The organism is Niallia sp. Man26 (genome assembly GCF_022049065.2).
In the GTDB taxonomy this organism is placed as follows: Bacteria; Bacillota; Bacilli; order Bacillales; family Cytobacillaceae; genus Niallia.
Genome location: NZ_CP095745.1, coordinates 74,691 through 92,723, shown reverse-complemented (window position 1 = coordinate 92,723; position 18,033 = coordinate 74,691). Strand labels below are relative to the sequence as shown.

The 18,033-nt window shown below is 34.1% G+C and carries 16 protein-coding genes and 1 pseudogene; 10 read left to right on the top strand and 7 right to left on the bottom strand.

Annotated features, from left to right (window positions below; translation table 11 throughout):
* Positions 1-241: 241 nt before the first annotated feature.
* Entirely contained in the window at positions 242-1,438 is a 1,197-nt protein-coding gene (locus tag L8T27_RS26670) for a Ger(x)C family spore germination protein (RefSeq protein ID WP_248574514.1), read from the top strand.
* A gap of 458 nt (positions 1,439-1,896) precedes the next feature.
* Here L8T27_RS26670 and L8T27_RS26665 read toward each other — a convergent pair whose 3' ends face one another.
* Positions 1,897-2,895, bottom strand: coding sequence for a DUF3231 family protein (locus L8T27_RS26665; RefSeq protein WP_237944283.1), 999 nt, complete (start codon positions 2,893-2,895; stop codon positions 1,897-1,899).
* Between the two features lie 413 nt (positions 2,896-3,308).
* On the opposite strand from L8T27_RS26665, the gene L8T27_RS26660 reads away from it, so the two are divergent.
* Positions 3,309-3,923 (top strand): CBO0543 family protein, encoded by a 615-nt coding sequence (locus L8T27_RS26660; protein WP_237944282.1) that lies wholly within the window; start codon positions 3,309-3,311, stop codon positions 3,921-3,923.
* A gap of 338 nt (positions 3,924-4,261) precedes the next feature.
* Here the strand turns inward: L8T27_RS26660 and L8T27_RS26655 are convergent, their stop codons facing one another.
* The 4 genes from L8T27_RS26655 to L8T27_RS26640 all read right to left on the bottom strand — a co-directional run bounded on the left by L8T27_RS26655 (position 4,262) and on the right by L8T27_RS26640 (position 7,806).
* Positions 4,262-5,302 (bottom strand): NADH:flavin oxidoreductase/NADH oxidase, encoded by a 1,041-nt coding sequence (locus tag L8T27_RS26655; RefSeq protein WP_237944281.1) that lies wholly within the window; start codon positions 5,300-5,302, stop codon positions 4,262-4,264.
* Between the two features lie 62 nt (positions 5,303-5,364).
* Positions 5,365-5,973 carry a nitroreductase family protein gene (locus tag L8T27_RS26650; RefSeq protein ID WP_237944280.1) on the bottom strand — a complete coding sequence of 203 codons (609 nt, stop codon included), beginning with the start codon at positions 5,971-5,973 and terminating at the stop codon, positions 5,365-5,367.
* Between the two features lie 119 nt (positions 5,974-6,092).
* Entirely contained in the window at positions 6,093-7,310 is a 1,218-nt protein-coding gene (locus tag L8T27_RS26645; protein ID WP_237944279.1) for a multidrug effflux MFS transporter, read from the bottom strand.
* 73 nt (positions 7,311-7,383) lie between these two features.
* Positions 7,384-7,806, bottom strand: coding sequence for a MarR family winged helix-turn-helix transcriptional regulator (locus tag L8T27_RS26640; protein ID WP_237944278.1), 423 nt, complete (start codon positions 7,804-7,806; stop codon positions 7,384-7,386).
* Between the two features lie 336 nt (positions 7,807-8,142).
* Here L8T27_RS26640 and L8T27_RS26635 point away from each other — a divergent pair, with 336 nt between their 5' ends.
* Both L8T27_RS26635 and L8T27_RS26630 read left to right on the top strand, forming a co-directional pair.
* Positions 8,143-8,712, top strand: coding sequence for a DUF6434 domain-containing protein (locus L8T27_RS26635; RefSeq protein WP_237944277.1), 570 nt, complete (start codon positions 8,143-8,145; stop codon positions 8,710-8,712).
* Positions 8,713-8,950: 238 nt separating this feature from the next.
* Complete coding sequence (locus L8T27_RS26630; protein ID WP_237944420.1) at positions 8,951-9,754, top strand: alpha/beta fold hydrolase; 804 nt, start codon at positions 8,951-8,953, stop codon at positions 9,752-9,754.
* Between the two features lie 429 nt (positions 9,755-10,183).
* Here L8T27_RS26630 and L8T27_RS26625 read toward each other — a convergent pair whose 3' ends face one another.
* Both L8T27_RS26625 and L8T27_RS26620 read right to left on the bottom strand, forming a co-directional pair.
* The gene (locus L8T27_RS26625) at positions 10,184-10,351 is read right to left on the bottom strand and encodes a hypothetical protein (protein ID WP_237944276.1); all 168 of its coding nucleotides are present in this window, start codon (positions 10,349-10,351) and stop codon (positions 10,184-10,186) included.
* A 26-nt stretch (positions 10,352-10,377) separates the two neighbouring features.
* A pseudogene (locus tag L8T27_RS26620) lies at positions 10,378-11,549 on the bottom strand (cation:proton antiporter).
* A gap of 264 nt (positions 11,550-11,813) precedes the next feature.
* Here L8T27_RS26620 and L8T27_RS26615 point away from each other — a divergent pair.
* The 6 genes from L8T27_RS26615 to L8T27_RS26590 all read left to right on the top strand — a co-directional run bounded on the left by L8T27_RS26615 (position 11,814) and on the right by L8T27_RS26590 (position 17,741).
* The gene (locus tag L8T27_RS26615; protein WP_237944275.1) at positions 11,814-12,272 is read left to right on the top strand and encodes a MarR family winged helix-turn-helix transcriptional regulator; all 459 of its coding nucleotides are present in this window, start codon (positions 11,814-11,816) and stop codon (positions 12,270-12,272) included.
* Between the two features lie 73 nt (positions 12,273-12,345).
* Positions 12,346-12,852, top strand: coding sequence for an arsinothricin resistance N-acetyltransferase ArsN1 family A (locus L8T27_RS26610; protein WP_237944274.1), 507 nt, complete (start codon positions 12,346-12,348; stop codon positions 12,850-12,852).
* 15 nt (positions 12,853-12,867) lie between these two features.
* The gene (locus L8T27_RS26605; protein ID WP_412759287.1) at positions 12,868-14,238 is read left to right on the top strand and encodes an NAD(P)-binding domain-containing protein; all 1,371 of its coding nucleotides are present in this window, start codon (positions 12,868-12,870) and stop codon (positions 14,236-14,238) included.
* Positions 14,239-14,377: 139 nt separating this feature from the next.
* Positions 14,378-14,725, top strand: coding sequence for an ArsR/SmtB family transcription factor (locus tag L8T27_RS26600; protein WP_237944273.1), 348 nt, complete (start codon positions 14,378-14,380; stop codon positions 14,723-14,725).
* Positions 14,726-14,740: 15 nt separating this feature from the next.
* Positions 14,741-16,039 (top strand): arsenic transporter, encoded by a 1,299-nt coding sequence (locus L8T27_RS26595; protein ID WP_237944272.1) that lies wholly within the window; start codon positions 14,741-14,743, stop codon positions 16,037-16,039.
* Positions 16,040-16,097: 58 nt separating this feature from the next.
* Positions 16,098-17,741, top strand: coding sequence for an FAD-dependent oxidoreductase (locus tag L8T27_RS26590; RefSeq protein WP_237944271.1), 1,644 nt, complete (start codon positions 16,098-16,100; stop codon positions 17,739-17,741).
* The last annotated feature ends 292 nt before the right edge of the window (positions 17,742-18,033 follow it).

The following is an 18,033-nucleotide window of genomic DNA, read 5'->3' as shown; positions in this document are numbered from 1 at the left end:
TAATATTGCTAAAAATGGCAGGATAGTTTAAGTTCGATTTTTCACAAAGTGTCCCGTAATTGTAGTCAAAATATGATAACTCTTTCTTTTACTGAAAAAATTAAGGGGGAGAAAGAATTGGAGTAATGGTTCATTGATACTCAATTTAGACTCAACAAAAACGATGGGTAATCTGGAATAATATGTATTGGTTATTGAGAAGAATATTAACATAAATAATGTTAATGGAGTTTATATGCGAATGCGAATAGTAAAAATTATAATCATTATACATTTGGTAATCCCATTGGCCGGTTGTTGGGATCGTAGAGAATTGTCTGGAGAATCTGTTGTAACAGGAATGGCAGTGGACAAAGGGAAGAAATCAAAATACAAGTTAACAATTGAAACTACAGAAGCAAGAGAAATGATACCAAATACTGCTTCTGGTTTTGCCCCTTCTTATGTTTATTCATTAGAAGGAGATACCATTGCTGAACTTTCCACTAAGCTAAATAAAGGTATTGCTACACACCCTATTTATTCACATATGTATGTATTAGCCATTAGTGAAGAAATAGCGGAAGAAGGTCTTATAGGATTCCTAGACTTTGTAGATCGAAATAGAGAAATGCGAGATGACTTTAATATTGTAATTGTGAAAAAGGGAAGTAGCGCAGGAGATATTTTAGAGGTTATTAACATGTTTAAAAAAAGTGCCTCATTAAAATTAGCAATACAATTAGAAACCATGGAGAAAGATTATGGCGGAGTACCTGATTTAAAGCTAAATGATTTTGTTCGAGTATATAATGACAAAGGACAGTCTCCTGTTCTCCCTTCAATAAATTTAGTTGGTAATGCTAAAAAGGGTGGGAATGTTGAAAACTTAAAAGATGAAACTCCTGAAGCGCAGGTAAATGTTGATGGTATTGGTGTGATTAAACATGGAAAGTTGGTTGGATATGCTTCTATAAAAGAGGTTAGGTATCTTCTTTTTGTACAAAATAAAATAAAAACCACTACATTAAGTACGAATTGTGAAGGTGATAAAAAGTTCACATATGAAATAACGCACTCCAAAACAGCAATTACAGCTAAGGAAATAAATGATGTCCCTACTTTTCATATTAAAATTAAAACAGGAGGTTATTTAGATGGGATAGAATGCATAGAAAACTTCCAAGATGTTCGTACTTATAGTAAGTTAGAAAAAAAGATAAATTCGATGATGGAAAAAAACATAAAAGAGTTTATAGAGAAAGCAATTACAGAATATGAAGCAGACATCTTTGGTTTAGGAGAAATCTTTCGAGACCAAGATTATAAACATTTTAAAAAATATCAAACGGCTAACAACTGGTATGATGGGTTTGCCAAATCAAAGATTGACATATCCTTTGAAGCTGAAATAAAAAGAGGAGGATTGAGAACTAATCGCTTTAATCATAGTCGCTAAAAAGAGCAGAGTTTCCTCGCTGCTCTTTTTTATTATGCATCTAACTCTTCACTCACTTCGATAAGTAATTTAATTTTCCTTAAAGTAGGTACCTGATCACCTGTAGAATGGTTTTTACATAAGCTTGAATTGGAATTGGTTGAAATATTTCATAGGAAATTAGTCATATAAGTATTATAAAGGGGGCTTTTTTCAAGAAGGGTTAATGTCCTTTTGTTAGATTTCTTATAGCACTAGCCATAAGATTGAGGGAAGACAAACCTGAAGAAGCGATTAAAGCCTGGAATAAAACCAAGAAACAGCCGGGTAACAATAAATATTTAATTACTAAATAGTACAAACGTGGCAGCATTCCTGTAATTAATGAAACTTGTCTATGGAAGAAAAGTGGCAGGATAGGGTAGTTGGGGTTATTTACAATTAAATAGCCCGACCAAATAAGGAAGGGCAATGGTTTGTTATTTCTTTTTTGCAATTTCTTTCCTATTAGGTGCAAGAGGTGGTTGTTCTAACCATTTATTTTCTACCATAAGATCGAACCAATTTTTTGTAACTACTAGATTTTGTAGAATAGTCTTTTCATAAGTGGCTACAAGATCTGTCCTCATGGATGATGCTAAACCTGCGCCATGGTAATTTTGAGCTGCTTGAAACAAGAAACCCATATGATAAAGGATTAACTTATCAGAAAACGGTGAGTCAGTTGAGGTGGTTACTTCTGTTTCAAGAGATTTTGGAACTGGTAAGTTATCTGCTTGGAGTATTTTTGCTAATGCTTTAATTTGACCATCTGCAGTCTTTTCTGATTGAGTTAAAAATTTTCTAACTTCTTTAGTTCCTGATATCTGTGAGAATGCAATAGAAAGAGTTTTTGCCATTATACTTTTCTTAAGGTTTAATGAAAGACTTATTATTTCAGTTGCGGCAAGGGTTCTACCATTTCCAAAAAAACCATCAGAAAAATCTCTAGTGGTGACATAGCTTGGATGGTCGTACGCATAGTAAAGGGGATCCCTTTGAAATAAACCTTTTTCAAGTAATAGCTCAATTGTTTTATGATACATTTTGTTTCCAGCTAGATTAGATGAATCATAAAAGTCTCTCAAATCTTTTCTAACTGAAATGCATAGAGCAGTGTTATGACCTAATATTCCATGTATAGTCATAATATGTAAATAATTTAGACAGAACGCATCAGAAAATAATCTTTGTTTTCCTAGATATAAGTCTGATTCATTAAAGCCAATGGGAATAGGAAATCCTTCTTCCTTAAAAAAATTACCTATTACTGTTTTTTGTTGTTCAAATGTATTAATAGCAATATGAAAAATTTCTTTAATTTCTTTGTCTTCTATAATGGAATACATATATTTATTCACAGTATGTGTTGCTGTTCCATTTACATATTCTGCCCATAGGGAACCTATTTCAGAAGAAGTTAGTGCGGATTTTTTCATTAATGTTTCACCTCTATAATAATATTTCCAATTGTAAAAGGGGTATTCGTTAATACATCCTAAAATGAAAAATCTTAATCCTATGTCTGAAAAAATTCAAATAATGAGCTATGTTTTAATGGACTAATCTTAGTAGGGATTTTTCTGGAATGCAAGAATGGCCAGTTTATTGTGTTATAAGCAGTAATGAACTATCAAAAATTTAGATATTATAAACAAATATACTTAAACAAACAGGGCATTGTCCAAGAAGGATTAATGCCTTGTTTCTTATGCCACTTCTGATGCTATAAGGGCAGCATTTCTGTAATCAAATGAAAATTAGCTTAGGGAAGAAACATGTCAGGATAGTTGAATTAGAAAATGAATATTCCCTCCTTTTTTTATGGATAATAAAAAAAGGAGGGAATAGTGTGAATGAAAAACAAAGGGTGATAATAGAAGAAATTAGAGATGCAGAAATCAAAAAAAGTGAGCAATGGGTAAGTTATTGGCAAGGGTATTCTAATATTTATACATGGCAATTTTGGATGGTATTAGCAATGTTTTTACTTCCACTCGTAGTTTTAATTCTTTTTATAGACCGGAGAAAGATCTTCCAACTTGGATTTTATGGATATGGTATTCATATATTTTTTGCTATTATTGATTCTTTTGGAGTTATTAAGGGATTATGGATTTATCCTTACAAATTACTTCCTTCATTGCCAGCAAGCATTGCTCTGGATTCCTCATTTGTTCCTGTAACTTATATTCTTCTCTACCAATATATCCTAAATAAAAAGAAGAACTATTATATTTGGATGTTGTTTCTTTGCCTTGCTTTTGCTTTTTTTATAAAGCCTTTATTGGTGGGTATAGGTTTGTTTCGCTTCGGTGGAAAAGAAAACTTTTTAATGCTTTTTTGGGGATATTTAGCTGTAGCACTTATACCTAAATGGATTACAGATTTTTTTATGTATCTACTAAATAATAATCGATGGAGTTTACTCAATAAATGGAGAAATGTAACGGATAAAAATCCATAAGCGTTATACTTCTGAGACAATAAGAAGCACTGCATATTTGAAGTATTTGCTTTGTGGTCATATGGCTAACTAGCATTATAAAGAATGGTTGAAGGAAAAGTATCTGCATGAGGGAGTATTGATCTAGGAAGGATTAATGCTTCTTTTTATGCTCAGGTACTAATATGGCATAATTTCTGTAAAAAATGAAGAGAACCTTTCTTGTGTCACAAACAGGGCAGCATTCCTGTAATAAATGAACACGAGCTTAAGGAAGAAAATTGGCAGTTTAGTGCAATAAGAAAGGGGACAACCAAATTAAATTGGTTGCCCCTAATAATAATTATATCGACTATTGTTTAACGTACGTAAATACCTCGGACATATTGCGCTGGAGGGTTAACTTGGCGTGTAACAGTTCTAATTGCATGTAGTGCCCAATAAGGATCATCAAGCATACCACGACCAACAGCAACCAAGTCGGCATCACCATTGGCTAATGTTGCTTCAACCATATGTGGATTGTCGAGTTTACCAACTGCAATCACCGGTGCTTTTAAAGTCTCCCGGAAAGCTCGAGCAAAAGGCACTTGATATCCGTAATGATTTGCTGGTTTCACTTTTCCTGGGGGTCCATCGCCACCACTAGAGACATCGAATATATCGACTCCTGCTTCTTTATAGCTCTTAGCAATTGTTAGCGAGTGTTCTAAATCATAACCGCCATCCATATATTCTACTGCTGATATCCGCATGATTAATGGCATATCCTTTGGCATTACGGAACGCGCTGCTTTAATGACTTCCACACCGAACAACGATAAATCCTTACCGTATTCATCAGTTCGATTGTTAATACTTGGTGAATGAAATTGATGGATTAAGTAACCATGGGCTCCATGCAACTCAATCACATCAAATCCTGCCGTAACTGCTCTGCGAACGGATTCCTTAAATTTAGTAACCATATCTTTCACTTCGGAAGTTGTTAGTGCTCTTGGTGAATTATAACTAACACCATGTTCCGAAGGAGCAAGGATATTCGAAGCACCTACAGGGTACAGCGCATCTTCGGCTTTTCTGCCAGCGTGTGCAATCTGCACGCCAATTTTTGAGCCATACTTTTGAACATCAGAAATAATACGGGCAAAAGCGGGAATTTGTTCATCTGTCCACAAGCCTAAATCTTTGTTAGTAATTCGTCCTTCTGGTTCAATATCGGTCATTTCCATAATGATCAAACCCGTTCCACCTACAGCTCGAGAAACATAATGTACATAATGCCAATCGTTTGGAATGCCGTCCTCCGCCTCTACAGAATATTGGCACATCGGCGGCATAATAATTTTATTTTTGAGTGTTAATCCTTTTATAGAAAAAGGTGTATCCAGGTTAGCCATATTTATTTTATCTCCTTAAGCATTTTTCTCATTCATTAGCACTATTTCCAGTAATTCAAATATTACTTAAACACTTTAATTCGATTTTCAATTGGCTGATATTGTTTTTCACCTGGAGCAGCGGATGGTTTACCAAATGGCATTTGAGCGATTAAATTCCATTTACTAGGAATATTCCATTTACCTTTAACTTCGTCATCAATTAAGGGATTATAATGTTGAAGAGAAGCACCAAATCCTTCTATTTCAAGTGCTGTCCAAACAACATATTGAAGCATTCCGTTTGATTGCTGTGCCCAAACAGGAAAGTTGTCTGCGAATGTTGGTAGTTGTTTTTGGAAGGATTCAATCACTTCCATATCTTCAAAAAATAATACCGTACCATACCCACTGGAGAAACCTTTCATTCTTTCTTCGGTTGGAGCAAAGTTATCAGCAGGAACAATTTTTCTTAATGTCTCTGTTGCGATATCCCACAATTCTGTATGATTCTCACCTAATAGGACGACGATTCTTTGCGCTTGGGTATTAAACTGGGATGGAGTATGCTTTAAAGCATGAGCAATGATTTCTTCAATTCTTTGATCTGAAACATCAGATTCCTTGCTAAGTCCATAATAAGTACGTCTTCCTTCTACTGCAGCATAAAAGTCTTTTGAAATGTTTGTCATTTTAACTACTCCTTACTATATTTGTTTTATTGTAAATGCTCTTTCTTTTTATGAAAGTATGCATAATTACCATTATAAAAATAAATACTTACCATTTTAAAAACTACCAATATAAATTCCTAACTAAATTTTCTTGGAAACATATGCGATTTAGTATTTTTAGTTATAGCAACGTAGGCAAAGACTGACAACAAGCTAGTAGTGAAAATAATTACCCCAAATGGTACCGCAGAATATTCACCTTCAATCCCCACAAGAGGGGAAGTTACAGCGCCTAAAAGAGTAGGCATGACACCTAAGAGTGCGGCGGCACTTCCTGCGATGTGTCCTTGAGAGTCCATTGCTAATGTAAAAGAAGTCGGGCCAGTAATACCAACCGCCGCGTTTAACAAGAAAAGGGGAATGACTAGCATTAATAATGGGCCATGTAGAAAGACACCTATCAAGACAAACGTCCCAGACATAAGTGCTAATACCAGTCCGATAAGAAGAATACTATCTTCTTTTATTCGCCCAGCTAAAAACTTCACAACTTGAGCGCCTAGAATTAAACTAATACCATTTAAAGCAAATAGCATGGAAAACACCTGAGGTGTTACGCCATAAATATTTTGATAAATAAATGATGCTCCAGAAATATAGGCAAAAACACCAGAAAATAATATCCCCTGAACAAGAGCGTATCCCATGAAATTTCTATCTTGTAGTAAATCTTTAAAATTTCGTAATAATCCTTTGAAATTACTAGAGACACGTTGTTCTGAAGGTAAACTTTCTTTAATTTTCCATGTGGTAATAATGGATAAAATGATGCCGAAAAAACCCAAAAAGATAAATATCCCAACCCAAGAAGTGAAGGAAATTACAGCACTTCCTGCAAGTGGTGCAATTAAAGGGGCAAGATTACCAATAACAGTTAATAGGGAAAAAAACTTTGTCAATTCTATACCGCTATACAAATCTCTAACAATAGCACGAGATATAACAATTCCAGCGGCTCCAGAAAAACCTTGAATGAAACGCAAGATAATAAACACAGTGATATTAGGTGCGAAAGCACAAGCGAAAGAAGATAGAGCGTACACAATCATGGATATTAGTAAAGGTTTACGCCTACCATGAACATCACTTAATGCACCCATAATAATTTGACCGAATGCAACACCTAAAATACAAGAAGTTAAACTTGCTTGGACCATAGAAGCTTTTGCTTCAAAAAAGTCCATCATATCAGGAAATGAAGCTAAATACATATCAATGGTAAATGGCCCAATTGCAGAAAACACAGCCAAAAGAATAGCGAAAACAAGCGAATATTTAGACGATTTCAAGCTCACATCAATCCAACTCCCAACTAATTTCTATAATTCCATATAAATACATAGACATCTATGTATTATTTTAAAAAAATTAAAATCTTTTTAGAATTCTTTCTAGTAATTGCTCTAACTGTTCTTTTTCTTCGGTAATAAAATCACCATAAATAGCAGTGTTTATTTTCTCTGAGATTTCATTAAAAATTGGTTTTAACTCATTTCCGTTTTCTGTAAGATTAACTAGAGTTACTCTGCTGTCCTCCTTACTTTTTATCCTTACAACATAACCAAGTTTTTGTAACTTATCAACTAGTACTGTTACTGTCGGTTGCGTGCGATGAATTCTTTCAGCCAGTTCCTTCACAGATAAGCCATCTTTTTTGTAAAGGCAAACTAGAATATCGCCATGAGAGGGGGAGATCCCATTTATTTCATGTTTGTTAAGCTCAGATAAAATTAAATTGTTTACTGCGTCTCTTATTTTTCCAACCATTGATGCTGTGTTATATTTTATCATGATTACATTATACATAGATATCTATATATTTTCAAATAAAATTATTTACCTAATCTCATTTTAAGTTTTTAATAAGTTTGTAAAAGTTTGTGAAGGAATGTAATTATAGTAACGGGGGTTTTCCTTAAATAAAAAGGGACGCCTTTTTATTATGGTGTTATAATGGCAGGATTGTTGAAGAAGGAATTCAGGAATAAATTAGTATTTCGTTGAAATGACACCTAAGATTAAGTCACAAAAGTGGCTTTTTTTACTGTTTTATTCGTAAAAATATGGTAATATTGTTAAAATAGAACATTTGTTCTTTTTGTGAGATGAATGTGAAGGGAGAAATTAATGCGACCTAATTTAACGAAAGATATAAGTGTAGAAAGTTTTAAAGATTTTTATTGGTTAAAGGAAGAATTACAGTCTTTTTGTAGAGAAAATGGCATGAGTGCTTCTGGTTCAAAAATAGAGATTACTAATAGGATTGAAACATTCCTTCGAACAGGGGGAATTAAAAAACCTTTGAGAAAATCAAATATGAATAAGAAGCCTCAGCCTCAAGGAAACTTAAGATTGGATACAGTCATCACTGAAAACCATCGTTGCAGTCAAAATGTAAGAGAATTTTTTAAGACGGTTGTCCCAAAATTCCACTTTTCCACCTATATACAAAACTTTTTCAAAAACAATGTTGGAAAAACATATCGTGATGTAGTAAAAGCTTGGAATGAGGAAGAAGAACGAAAGAAAAATCCTTCGTTTAAGAAAACCATAGCCCCTCAATTTGAATATAATCAATTCATTCGTGATTTTTATTCAGATCCTAAGAATCAAGGAGTAAGTCGTGAGAAAGCTATTAAAGCTTGGAATGAAATCAAGAAACAGCCTGGTAGCAATAAATATTTATTTACTAAATAGTATTTAAGTAGGTCACTAACTAAGGGTACATAAAGAGAAACTTTTGATTATCGTTATCAAAGATAATAGGGATTCTTCTGGAGCTATAATGGCAACATTCCTGTAATAATAAAAAACATAGCTTATGGAAGAAACGGTTCAGGTTGGTAGAACAAGGTAATTTGTTATAATTGAAATAAAAAAGGATTTAATGTACATAACGATACATTTGGTTAACAAAGAAAGGGGATATAAATACATGTCGATTTACCACAAAATAATTGGGGACGGATTTCCCATTGTTATGCTACATGGTTGGACACTTGACCATCATGTGATGTTACATGCAATGGAACCTTTATTTGAGAAACGAAACGGATGGAAGAGAGTTTACATAGACTTGCCTGGTATGGGGCATTCTGAGCCACAATCTTCAATTCAAAACTCTGATGACATGTTAGAAGCTATTTTAAGTCTACTGGATGAGCTTATACCTAATCAGCCATTTATTATTTGTGGTAATTCCTATGGCGGTTACATTGCTAGGGGAGTAGTTTGTTCACGACAGGAAGTGGTTCGTGGATTACTGCTGATGGCACCAATGACTATACCTGAATTCGATGAACGGTCTGTACCTCCCCAGACTGTTATTAAAAAAGACATTGACTTGATATCGCATTTGTCTCAAGAGGATGCTGATGCATTTTGCTCTATGGGGGTTGTGCAGGGGCAAACTGAATGGGTTAGGTTTCAAAAGGAAATTTTACTTCCTTCTAAACAAACAAATAATGAGTTCTTAACCAAGATTCGTCAGAACGGTTACGGTTTTACCTTCGACATTTCATCTAAACTTGAGTATCCCACTTTAATTATCACAGGGCGTCAGGACAACGTAGTTGGATACCAAGATGCATGGAAATTAATTGAAGACTATCCAAGGGCAACTTTTTCAGTGCTTGATATGGCTGGTCACAATCTTCAAATCGAACAGACTGAAATTTTTAATACACTAGTTCATAATTGGTTAAACAAACTTGAGTCGGAAAACTTTTGGATGTATTAATTTCTCATAATCTAAAATTATTATTGTATTAATTTCTTACTGAAGCAGCTGCCAATGAGGTAGCTGTTTTTCAAAGACTTCAGCATACCCTGTAATTCATGAAAAAATCGCTTATGGAAGAAACGTGGCAGCATTCCTGTAATAAATTAAAACTAGCTTTTGGTATGGCAGATTAGTTTAAGTGAAAAACTTCACAAAAACTTGCTTAGATAATACATAAGGCACCTTAGTATTAAACCAAGATGCCTTTGCTGCCATTATAGTTGAGATTGTTTTATATTAGACAGTTTGTATTAATCCTAACTAAACTAATCTAGATTAAATATTATAGAACCAATAGTTAGGATCAGTAGCATTTAAATTATTGTAATTTAGTGGTTGTTCCGTTATATCGACTAATATATATCTATCATCAATCTTTAGATATGTTTATATATATTTATCCAAGATACTTAAATCATCTTCTGTTTTAATAAGGTATACATTCTTGTTAATGATGTTTAATACGTCATATAAATCATCCATGATGGCTTCAATGCTTGCTGTAGTAACCACATTTTCTGTCTCGTAAGAAAAGAGATAAATTTTATTTGCCAAGAAAATGACCACCTTAAATTATAAAGTTATACAGTTTTTTCTTCTCTATTTACAGCTTTACTTTCACCTTGTATTAAATATTTCAATAAAGGAGGAGCAAACAAGGTTGTAGCGATTATAACGACTACTATAGCAGTGAAGTATTCAGGTAACAAAAGAGATTCTTGCAAACCAGTAGCCGCAATGATTAGTGCTACTTCTCCTCGAGAAACCATCCCAGCTCCGATAATAAGGGAAGAACGATTTTTAAATCCAGTTAACTTTGCTCCAATATCCCCACCTACAAGTTTTGTAAGGATAGCAACAATTACTAGGGCTACAATGAACCCAATCTGGCTTCCTATACCACTAAATGAAAACATTTAAACCGATACTTACAAAGAAGACGGGGACAAATACAGCATATGCTATAGGCTCCACCTTACTCTCGACGGTGTGCTTAAAGTTTGTTTGAGAAATGGCTATGCCAGCTGCGAATGCTCCAATAATTCCTGCCATTCCAAGAATATCTGCAAAATATACAAAAGCGAAACAAACGACAAGGGCAATGGATACCACAGGTTCCGTAACTTTTAATTTAGAGAGTATTTTTAACATTTGGGGAACTAGGAAAGCTCCTGCAAGTAATACACCAATAAAGAAGATGACTTTTTTACCTATTAGAAGTCCAAGGGATACTTCATCTCCAGTCCCAAGAAAACTAGTCATGACAGCTAAGAGCACGACAACTAGAACGTCGTCTACAACTGCAGCACCTAATATAGTGCTCCCCTCAGGGGAATTGAGTTTATTCATATCCTTTAACACTTGGACAGTAATACTTACAGATGTTGCACATAGTAGTATTCCTATAAATAGGGAATATGTTGTATTTAATCCAAAGAGTTCTCCAATACCAAATCCTCCGATAAAAGGAAGGATGATGCCGATTATAGCAACCGCAAAAGCAGCTTTCCAATTTTTCTTAAGTTGACCTAGATCTGTCTCCAAACCGGCTAAGAACATGAGTAATAAAACTCCGATTTCAGAGAAATAATGAATAAAATCATTATTTTCTATCCACCCAAGGACTGCAGGACCTAATATAATCCCGATTATTAGTTTTCCCAGTACAGATGGTTGTCCTAATCTGACAGAAAGATCACCTGCAATTTTTGTAGCTAAAAAGTATTAATAACAGATATAAAATAAAATCCATTCTTTTTTATCTCCTCCTTTTGATTGTACACAAGTGTAATACCCTTGGATTCACCTGTCAATGCACTGTTTTAACGAGTTAGGAAGCCTTTATATGGCGGATGAAAAACATTTTCATATACCTATTTTAATTTTTATCAAAACTCCGTATTAGTTAAATATACGCTTTTGGTAAGGTTGTGTTTTTGAGGAATAAGCAATGAGGATAAAAATAATTGACATTATCAATTAATGACGTTATCATTTAAATAAGAGGCGATGAAAAATGAAAACAAAAGATAAAATACAAATTCGAGAATTACTACAACAACTAGTTCGTGACTTTGGACTTCTTCAAAAAGATGGTTCTGATTGTTGTGGGATAACAGTAACACAAAGCCATATTGTATATGAATTGGGCAAATCTCCAAATATTTCTCTTCAGACTTTAGCTGAAAAGCTAATAATGGATACTGGTCTTTTAAGCAGACAAGTAAATAAACTAGTGGAACTTCAATATATATTAAGGGTTCCAGATCCAAATGATCGGAGATATGTACTTTTATCTTTGACAGAAATAGGTGAAGCAAAAGCTGAAGAAATATCTAACCAAATGTTAGAATACTTAGGAAACATCTTTACTCATATTCAAGAAGATAAGCATTCGCAAGTTTTAGAAAGTCTAAGTTTATTGCTAGATGCAATGAATAAAAACGACGGATTAGGTAGTTGTGCCACCAGATAGGTGGCTTTCATTAGGGATTATATTTGATAAAGTCAATTAATGTTTAAGTCAAATAAAATAGGAGGGATAATAAATGCTTAGGAAAGCTTCGACAGAAGATTTAAACGAAATACTTGAAATCTATAACCAAGGAATAAAAGACGGATTAGCGACCTTTGAGGAAGATTTAAAAGACAAGGATTACATGGAGAATTGGTTTGCTGCTCACCAGGGAAGATATGCTGTATTTGTAGCTGTTAATGAAGAGGGGAAAATCACAGGATGGGCATCAATAAATCCTTATAATACTAGGGCTGCCTATTATGGGGTAGGAGAACTTTCAATATATATACATAGGGAATTTAGAGGTAAAGGTATTGGTCAAAAACTATTACAGGTACTAGAAGACGAGGCAAGATTACAGGAATTTTATAAAATAGTACTCTTTACATTTCCTATTAATAACTTAGGTCAAGGTCTTTACAGAAAGTTAAATTATCGGGAGGTTGGTTTATTTAAAAAACAAGGGAGATTAAAAGGGAAATTTGTAGACGTAATGTTAATGGAAAAATTGTTATTTAATCAGGAATATTACTTATAAAAGGAGTGAATAAATATGTCTGAATTTAAAATTTTCTCCAACTGTTGTCAATCATCTTATGCTGTTGAAGAAAAAAGATTAATGGATTTAGATTTACCTATAGCTATCATTGGTGCTGGTCCTGTAGGTTTAGCTGCTGCAGCTCATTTGATTCAATATAAACAAAAAGTGATTATTTTAGAAGCTGGAACGGAAGTTGGAGCAAACATTCTTACCTGGAAACATATAAAATTATTCTCACAGTGGAAATATAACATCGATAAAGCAGCATCTTCTTTATTAGAGAAATATGAATGGGAAAAACCAAATTTAGAGGAAATACCCACTGGTAAAGAACTCGTGGATAATTACTTAATTCCTTTATCAAAGATTCCAGAAATACGAGAAGTAATTGCTTTAAATACAAAAGTCATTTCTATAGCTAAAAAAAATATCGATAAAATGAAGACAGCTAACAGAGAGAATGTTCCATTTGTTATTTATACAGAGCAGAAAGGCGCAATTAAAGCTATTGAAGCACGAGCTGTCATTGATGCTACTGGTACTTGGGGAAACCCTAATCCAGCAAACTCCAATGGGGTTTGGCTAAAATCCGAGGAAAGTCTAAGGGAAAAAGTCTTTTATGGATTACCTGATATCTTGGGAGAAAGTATCAACCGTTACAAAAATAAAAAAGTTGCAGTTGTAGGAAGTGGGCACTCTGCTATTAATGCTTTGCTCGAATTAGAGAAATTAAAGGAAGAGCATCCAGAAACAGAAATTATATGGATTATTCGGAAAGAATGTGTAGAGGATGCATATGGTGGAGAAGGAAAGGATGCATTAGAAGCAAGGGGATTATTAGGTAGCAGAATTCATGAAATGGTAGATAAAGGGACAGTCAAATTGCATACTTCTTTTAGAATTGAGCAATTGAGAGAGAATAATAACGCAACAATAACGATTAATGGAGAAGTAAATGGTGTAATAGCTGAAATTGAATCAATTGATGAAATCATCGTCAACACAGGAAATCGACCTAATTATTCTTTCCTAAATGAATTACGAACAAAAGTTGATTTTGCTACTGAAAGTGTAGCAGCCATTTCTGCCTTAATTGATCCTAATCTTCACAGCTGTGGAACAGTCCGTCCTCATGGTGAAAAAGAATTGAGACAACCGGAGAAGAACCTATATATAGTTGGATCTAAAAGCTATGGTAGGGCACCGACCTTTTTAATGGCAACGGGGTATGAACAGGTACGTTCAATAGCTGCATATATGACAGGGGATATAGAAGCTTCGGAAAAAGTAGAATTAGATTTACCTGAAACAGGGGTTTGTAGTGTAAATTTCGTAAATGCTAAAAGTGTTAATAGCTGTGATACAGACACTTGTTGCTCCTAATATCCGAATAAATATAAATATGAATAAATGAGCAAAAAGGGTAAATGTAATTAGTATTGACATTTCCCCTTTTCTTTTATTAATATATAAGCATATAATTATATGGTGAATTAACCTATGAAAGGTGGTAGTAATCATTATGAAAGAGGACAAATCTCAAGACTTAAAAGAGACTGCAATTGTGCTAAAACTTTTAGGGGATAAAACCAGATTATCCATGGTGAACATGTTAGCTGAACAAGAATGCTGTGTATGTGAATTTGTTGAAATTTTTCAAATGTCCCAACCTGCAATCAGTCAGCATCTTAGAAAGTTACGGGATATTGGGATTGTGAAAGAACAAAGAAAAGGGCAATGGGTAGTCTATTCTCTAAATACAGAAAGTGAATATTACTTACTGACAAAAGATATTTTAAAACATGTACCGAGTGAACGAGATAAGTTTGTTTGGCTAGAGAAAAATGGATTAAGAATTATATGTAATTAACGGAGGTTAACAACTTTGCTACATACTTTATTAGCTATAATTATCTTTTTAATAACACTGACATTAGTTATCTGGCAACCGAAAAATCTTTCAATTGGTTGGTCAGCATGTGGCGGGGCCATATTAGCTCTTTTAGTTGGTGTTGTTGATTTCAATGATGTCGTTGACGTAACGGGTATTGTATGGAATGCAACACTGGCATTTGTTGCTATCATTATTATTTCATTAATCTTAGATGAAATTGGTTTTTTTGAATGGGCGGCTTTACATATGGCAAGAGCGGCTGGTGGTAACGGTTTAAAAATGTTTGTTTACGTTGCTATTTTAGGGGCTATCGTTGCCGCACTATTTGCAAATGATGGCGCAGCATTAATTTTAACACCAATCGTTTTAGCAATGGTTAGGGCGTTAAAGTTAGATGAGAAAATGGTTTTTCCATTTATCATTGCAAGTGGTTTTATTGCCGATACTACATCTTTACCTTTAGTTGTAAGCAATTTGGTGAACATAGTTTCAGCTGATTTCTTTAATATAGGATTTGTAGAGTATGCATCCCGAATGATTGTGCCTAATATTTTTTCTTTATTAGCAAGTATCCTTGTGTTGTATTTATACTTCCGTAAAAGAATTCCAAAGGTTTATGATTTAAACCAATTAAAAGTACCAACAGATGCAATTAAAGATCTAAAAATGTTTCGTTTATCTTGGTTGATTTTAGCTGTATTGCTTGTTGGTTATTTCGTGAGCGAATTCCTGTCTATTCCAGTTTCACTTATCGCTGGTGTAATCGCTATTATTTTCCTTGTATTTGCAAGAAGAAGCTCAGCGGTGTCTATTAAGAAAGTAGTAAAGGGAGCTCCATGGGCAATTGTATTTTTCTCAATTGGGATGTATGTCGTAATTTATGGATTACGTAATGTTGGTTTAACTGACCTGCTTTCAAGTGTTATTCAAGCAGCTGCAGATCAAGGATTGTTTGTAGGAACTTTAGGTATGGGATTCATCGCGGCTATTATATCTTCCATTATGAATAATATGCCAACGGTACTTATTGATGCTTTAGCAATTGCAGATACAAATGCTACTGGAGTAATAAAAGAAGGGTTAATTTATGCGAATATTATTGGGTCTGATTTAGGTCCTAAGATTACGCCAATCGGTTCATTAGCAACTTTGTTATGGCTTCATGTTTTATCTCAAAAAGGTGTAAAAATATCATGGGGGACTTATTTTAAAACAGGTATTGTCTTAACTATTCCAACCCTTTTGATAACTCTAATCGGCTTATATCTGTGGCTTTCCATTCTTTCATAATTGAAAAGGGATAGTTAATTACACAAAGAATATTGATACTAATTTTGGAGGATTAATCATGAAAGTACTTATTATAGGATCTGTAGCAGCAGGAACATCTGTAGCGGCAAAAGCACGTAGGAACGATGAAAATGCTGAAATCACTCTATATAATGCGGACTACGACATTTCTTATTCAATATGCGGTATTCCTTATTTTCTAGGTGGAGAAGTAGATGAGTTGGAAACATTAACCCCGAGAAATGCAGCATGGTTTAAAAAGCGTTATAACGTAGATATCTTTACTCGTCACGAAGTAACTTCAATTGATGCAAAGATGGAGAAAGTTCAAGTTAAGAACTTAGATACAAATGAAATAAAAGAAGACACATACGATGTACTAATTTTTGCAACAGGAGCTTCTCCAATAACTCCTGACATTAATGGCGTAGATAGTGAGCATGTTTTCCAGGTACGTACGATACAAAATACAGCAGCAATTGACCAATATATAAAAACAAATCAACCAAAGAAAGCAACAATAATTGGTGCTGGATATATTGGTCTGGAAATGGCTGAACAACTTACTCACAGAGGCTTAGATGTCACAATAGTTCAACGCAGTAATCATGTAATGGCTCATCTTGATAAGGATATGGCTTCTCGTGTGGAAGAACATTTAGTGAAAAAAGGAGTAAACCTCATCTTAAATGATGAAGTAACTGCTATAAGTAAGAAGGAAGTACAAACTAAATCAGGAAAAGCTATTGAAACGGATATTGTTATATTAGCAACGGGAGTTCGTCCAAATACACAATTGGCTAAGGATATCGGAGTAGAAATTGGTGCTACTGGTGCTATTTCAGTTAACACTAAAATGCAAACTAACCTTCCTGATGTATACGCTGTTGGTGATGTTGCTGAAAGTTACTCTGTAATTACAGGAAAACCGATCTATCGTCCATTAGGAAGTACAGCTAATAAAATGGGAAGAATAGCTGGAGATGTAATAACAGGTGGCTCTTTAGAACATCGAGGTATTTTAGGCACAGGTATACTACGAGTATTTGATTTAGCTGTTGGTCAAACAGGTATGAATGAAGTGGAAGCTTTAGAAGAAGGCTATGATATTGAAATACTTCATAATATTAAACCAGCAAGAGCAGAGTACCTCGGCGGAAAAGAAATAGTCATTAAGGCAATTGCAGATAGAGAAACTGGCAGGGTTTTAGGTGTGCAAATAGTAGGGGAAGAAGGAGTCGATAAACGAATTGATGTCTTTGTAACAGCTCTTACGTTTAAGGCAAAAGCAGAAGACTTATTCCATCTTGATCTTGCCTACGCACCACCATTCAGTACAACAAAAGATCCAGTAATGTACACTGGAATGGCTTTGCAAAATGCTATTGAAAAGAAGAATAAGCTAATTACACCCAAGGAACTAACGGAGAGAATAGAAAAGGGAGAAGCCATTCAAGTTATTGATACACGGGCACCAAAACAATATAATGTATCAAAAGTGGCGACGGCAATAAATATACCACTAGGCCAATTGCGTGAGAAATGTAAAGAACTTGATCCCAATTTGCCGACAGTAACTTACTGTAATGGTGGTGTAACTGGGAATGCTGCACAAAATGTTATGCGTAACTTAGGGTTTAACGATATCTATAATCTTTCTGGTGGTAATAAGAATTATCAAAACTATATGAAGAACAATTAATCAATCAAAGATTCTAGGTTTACCTGGGGTCTTTTTTTTCGCTAAAAAGGGAAGAAGATTAGTTTAAGTACATTCCTTCACAAAATAAAAATAATCCCCTTTATTGGAGGATTATTTATAATATTTTAACCAATCATTATTTTTTCTTCAGCGTGTTTTTAAGCTGGTTTGTTTTTTTGCTTATGCAAATTCTATTCCTAGCTCCTTTTTTTACAAAAATAAGATCCCTTGTTAAGTTTGCTTAATTGATACTTTGACGTACTAATACTTAAAGAGTTGAATTTTGTATACT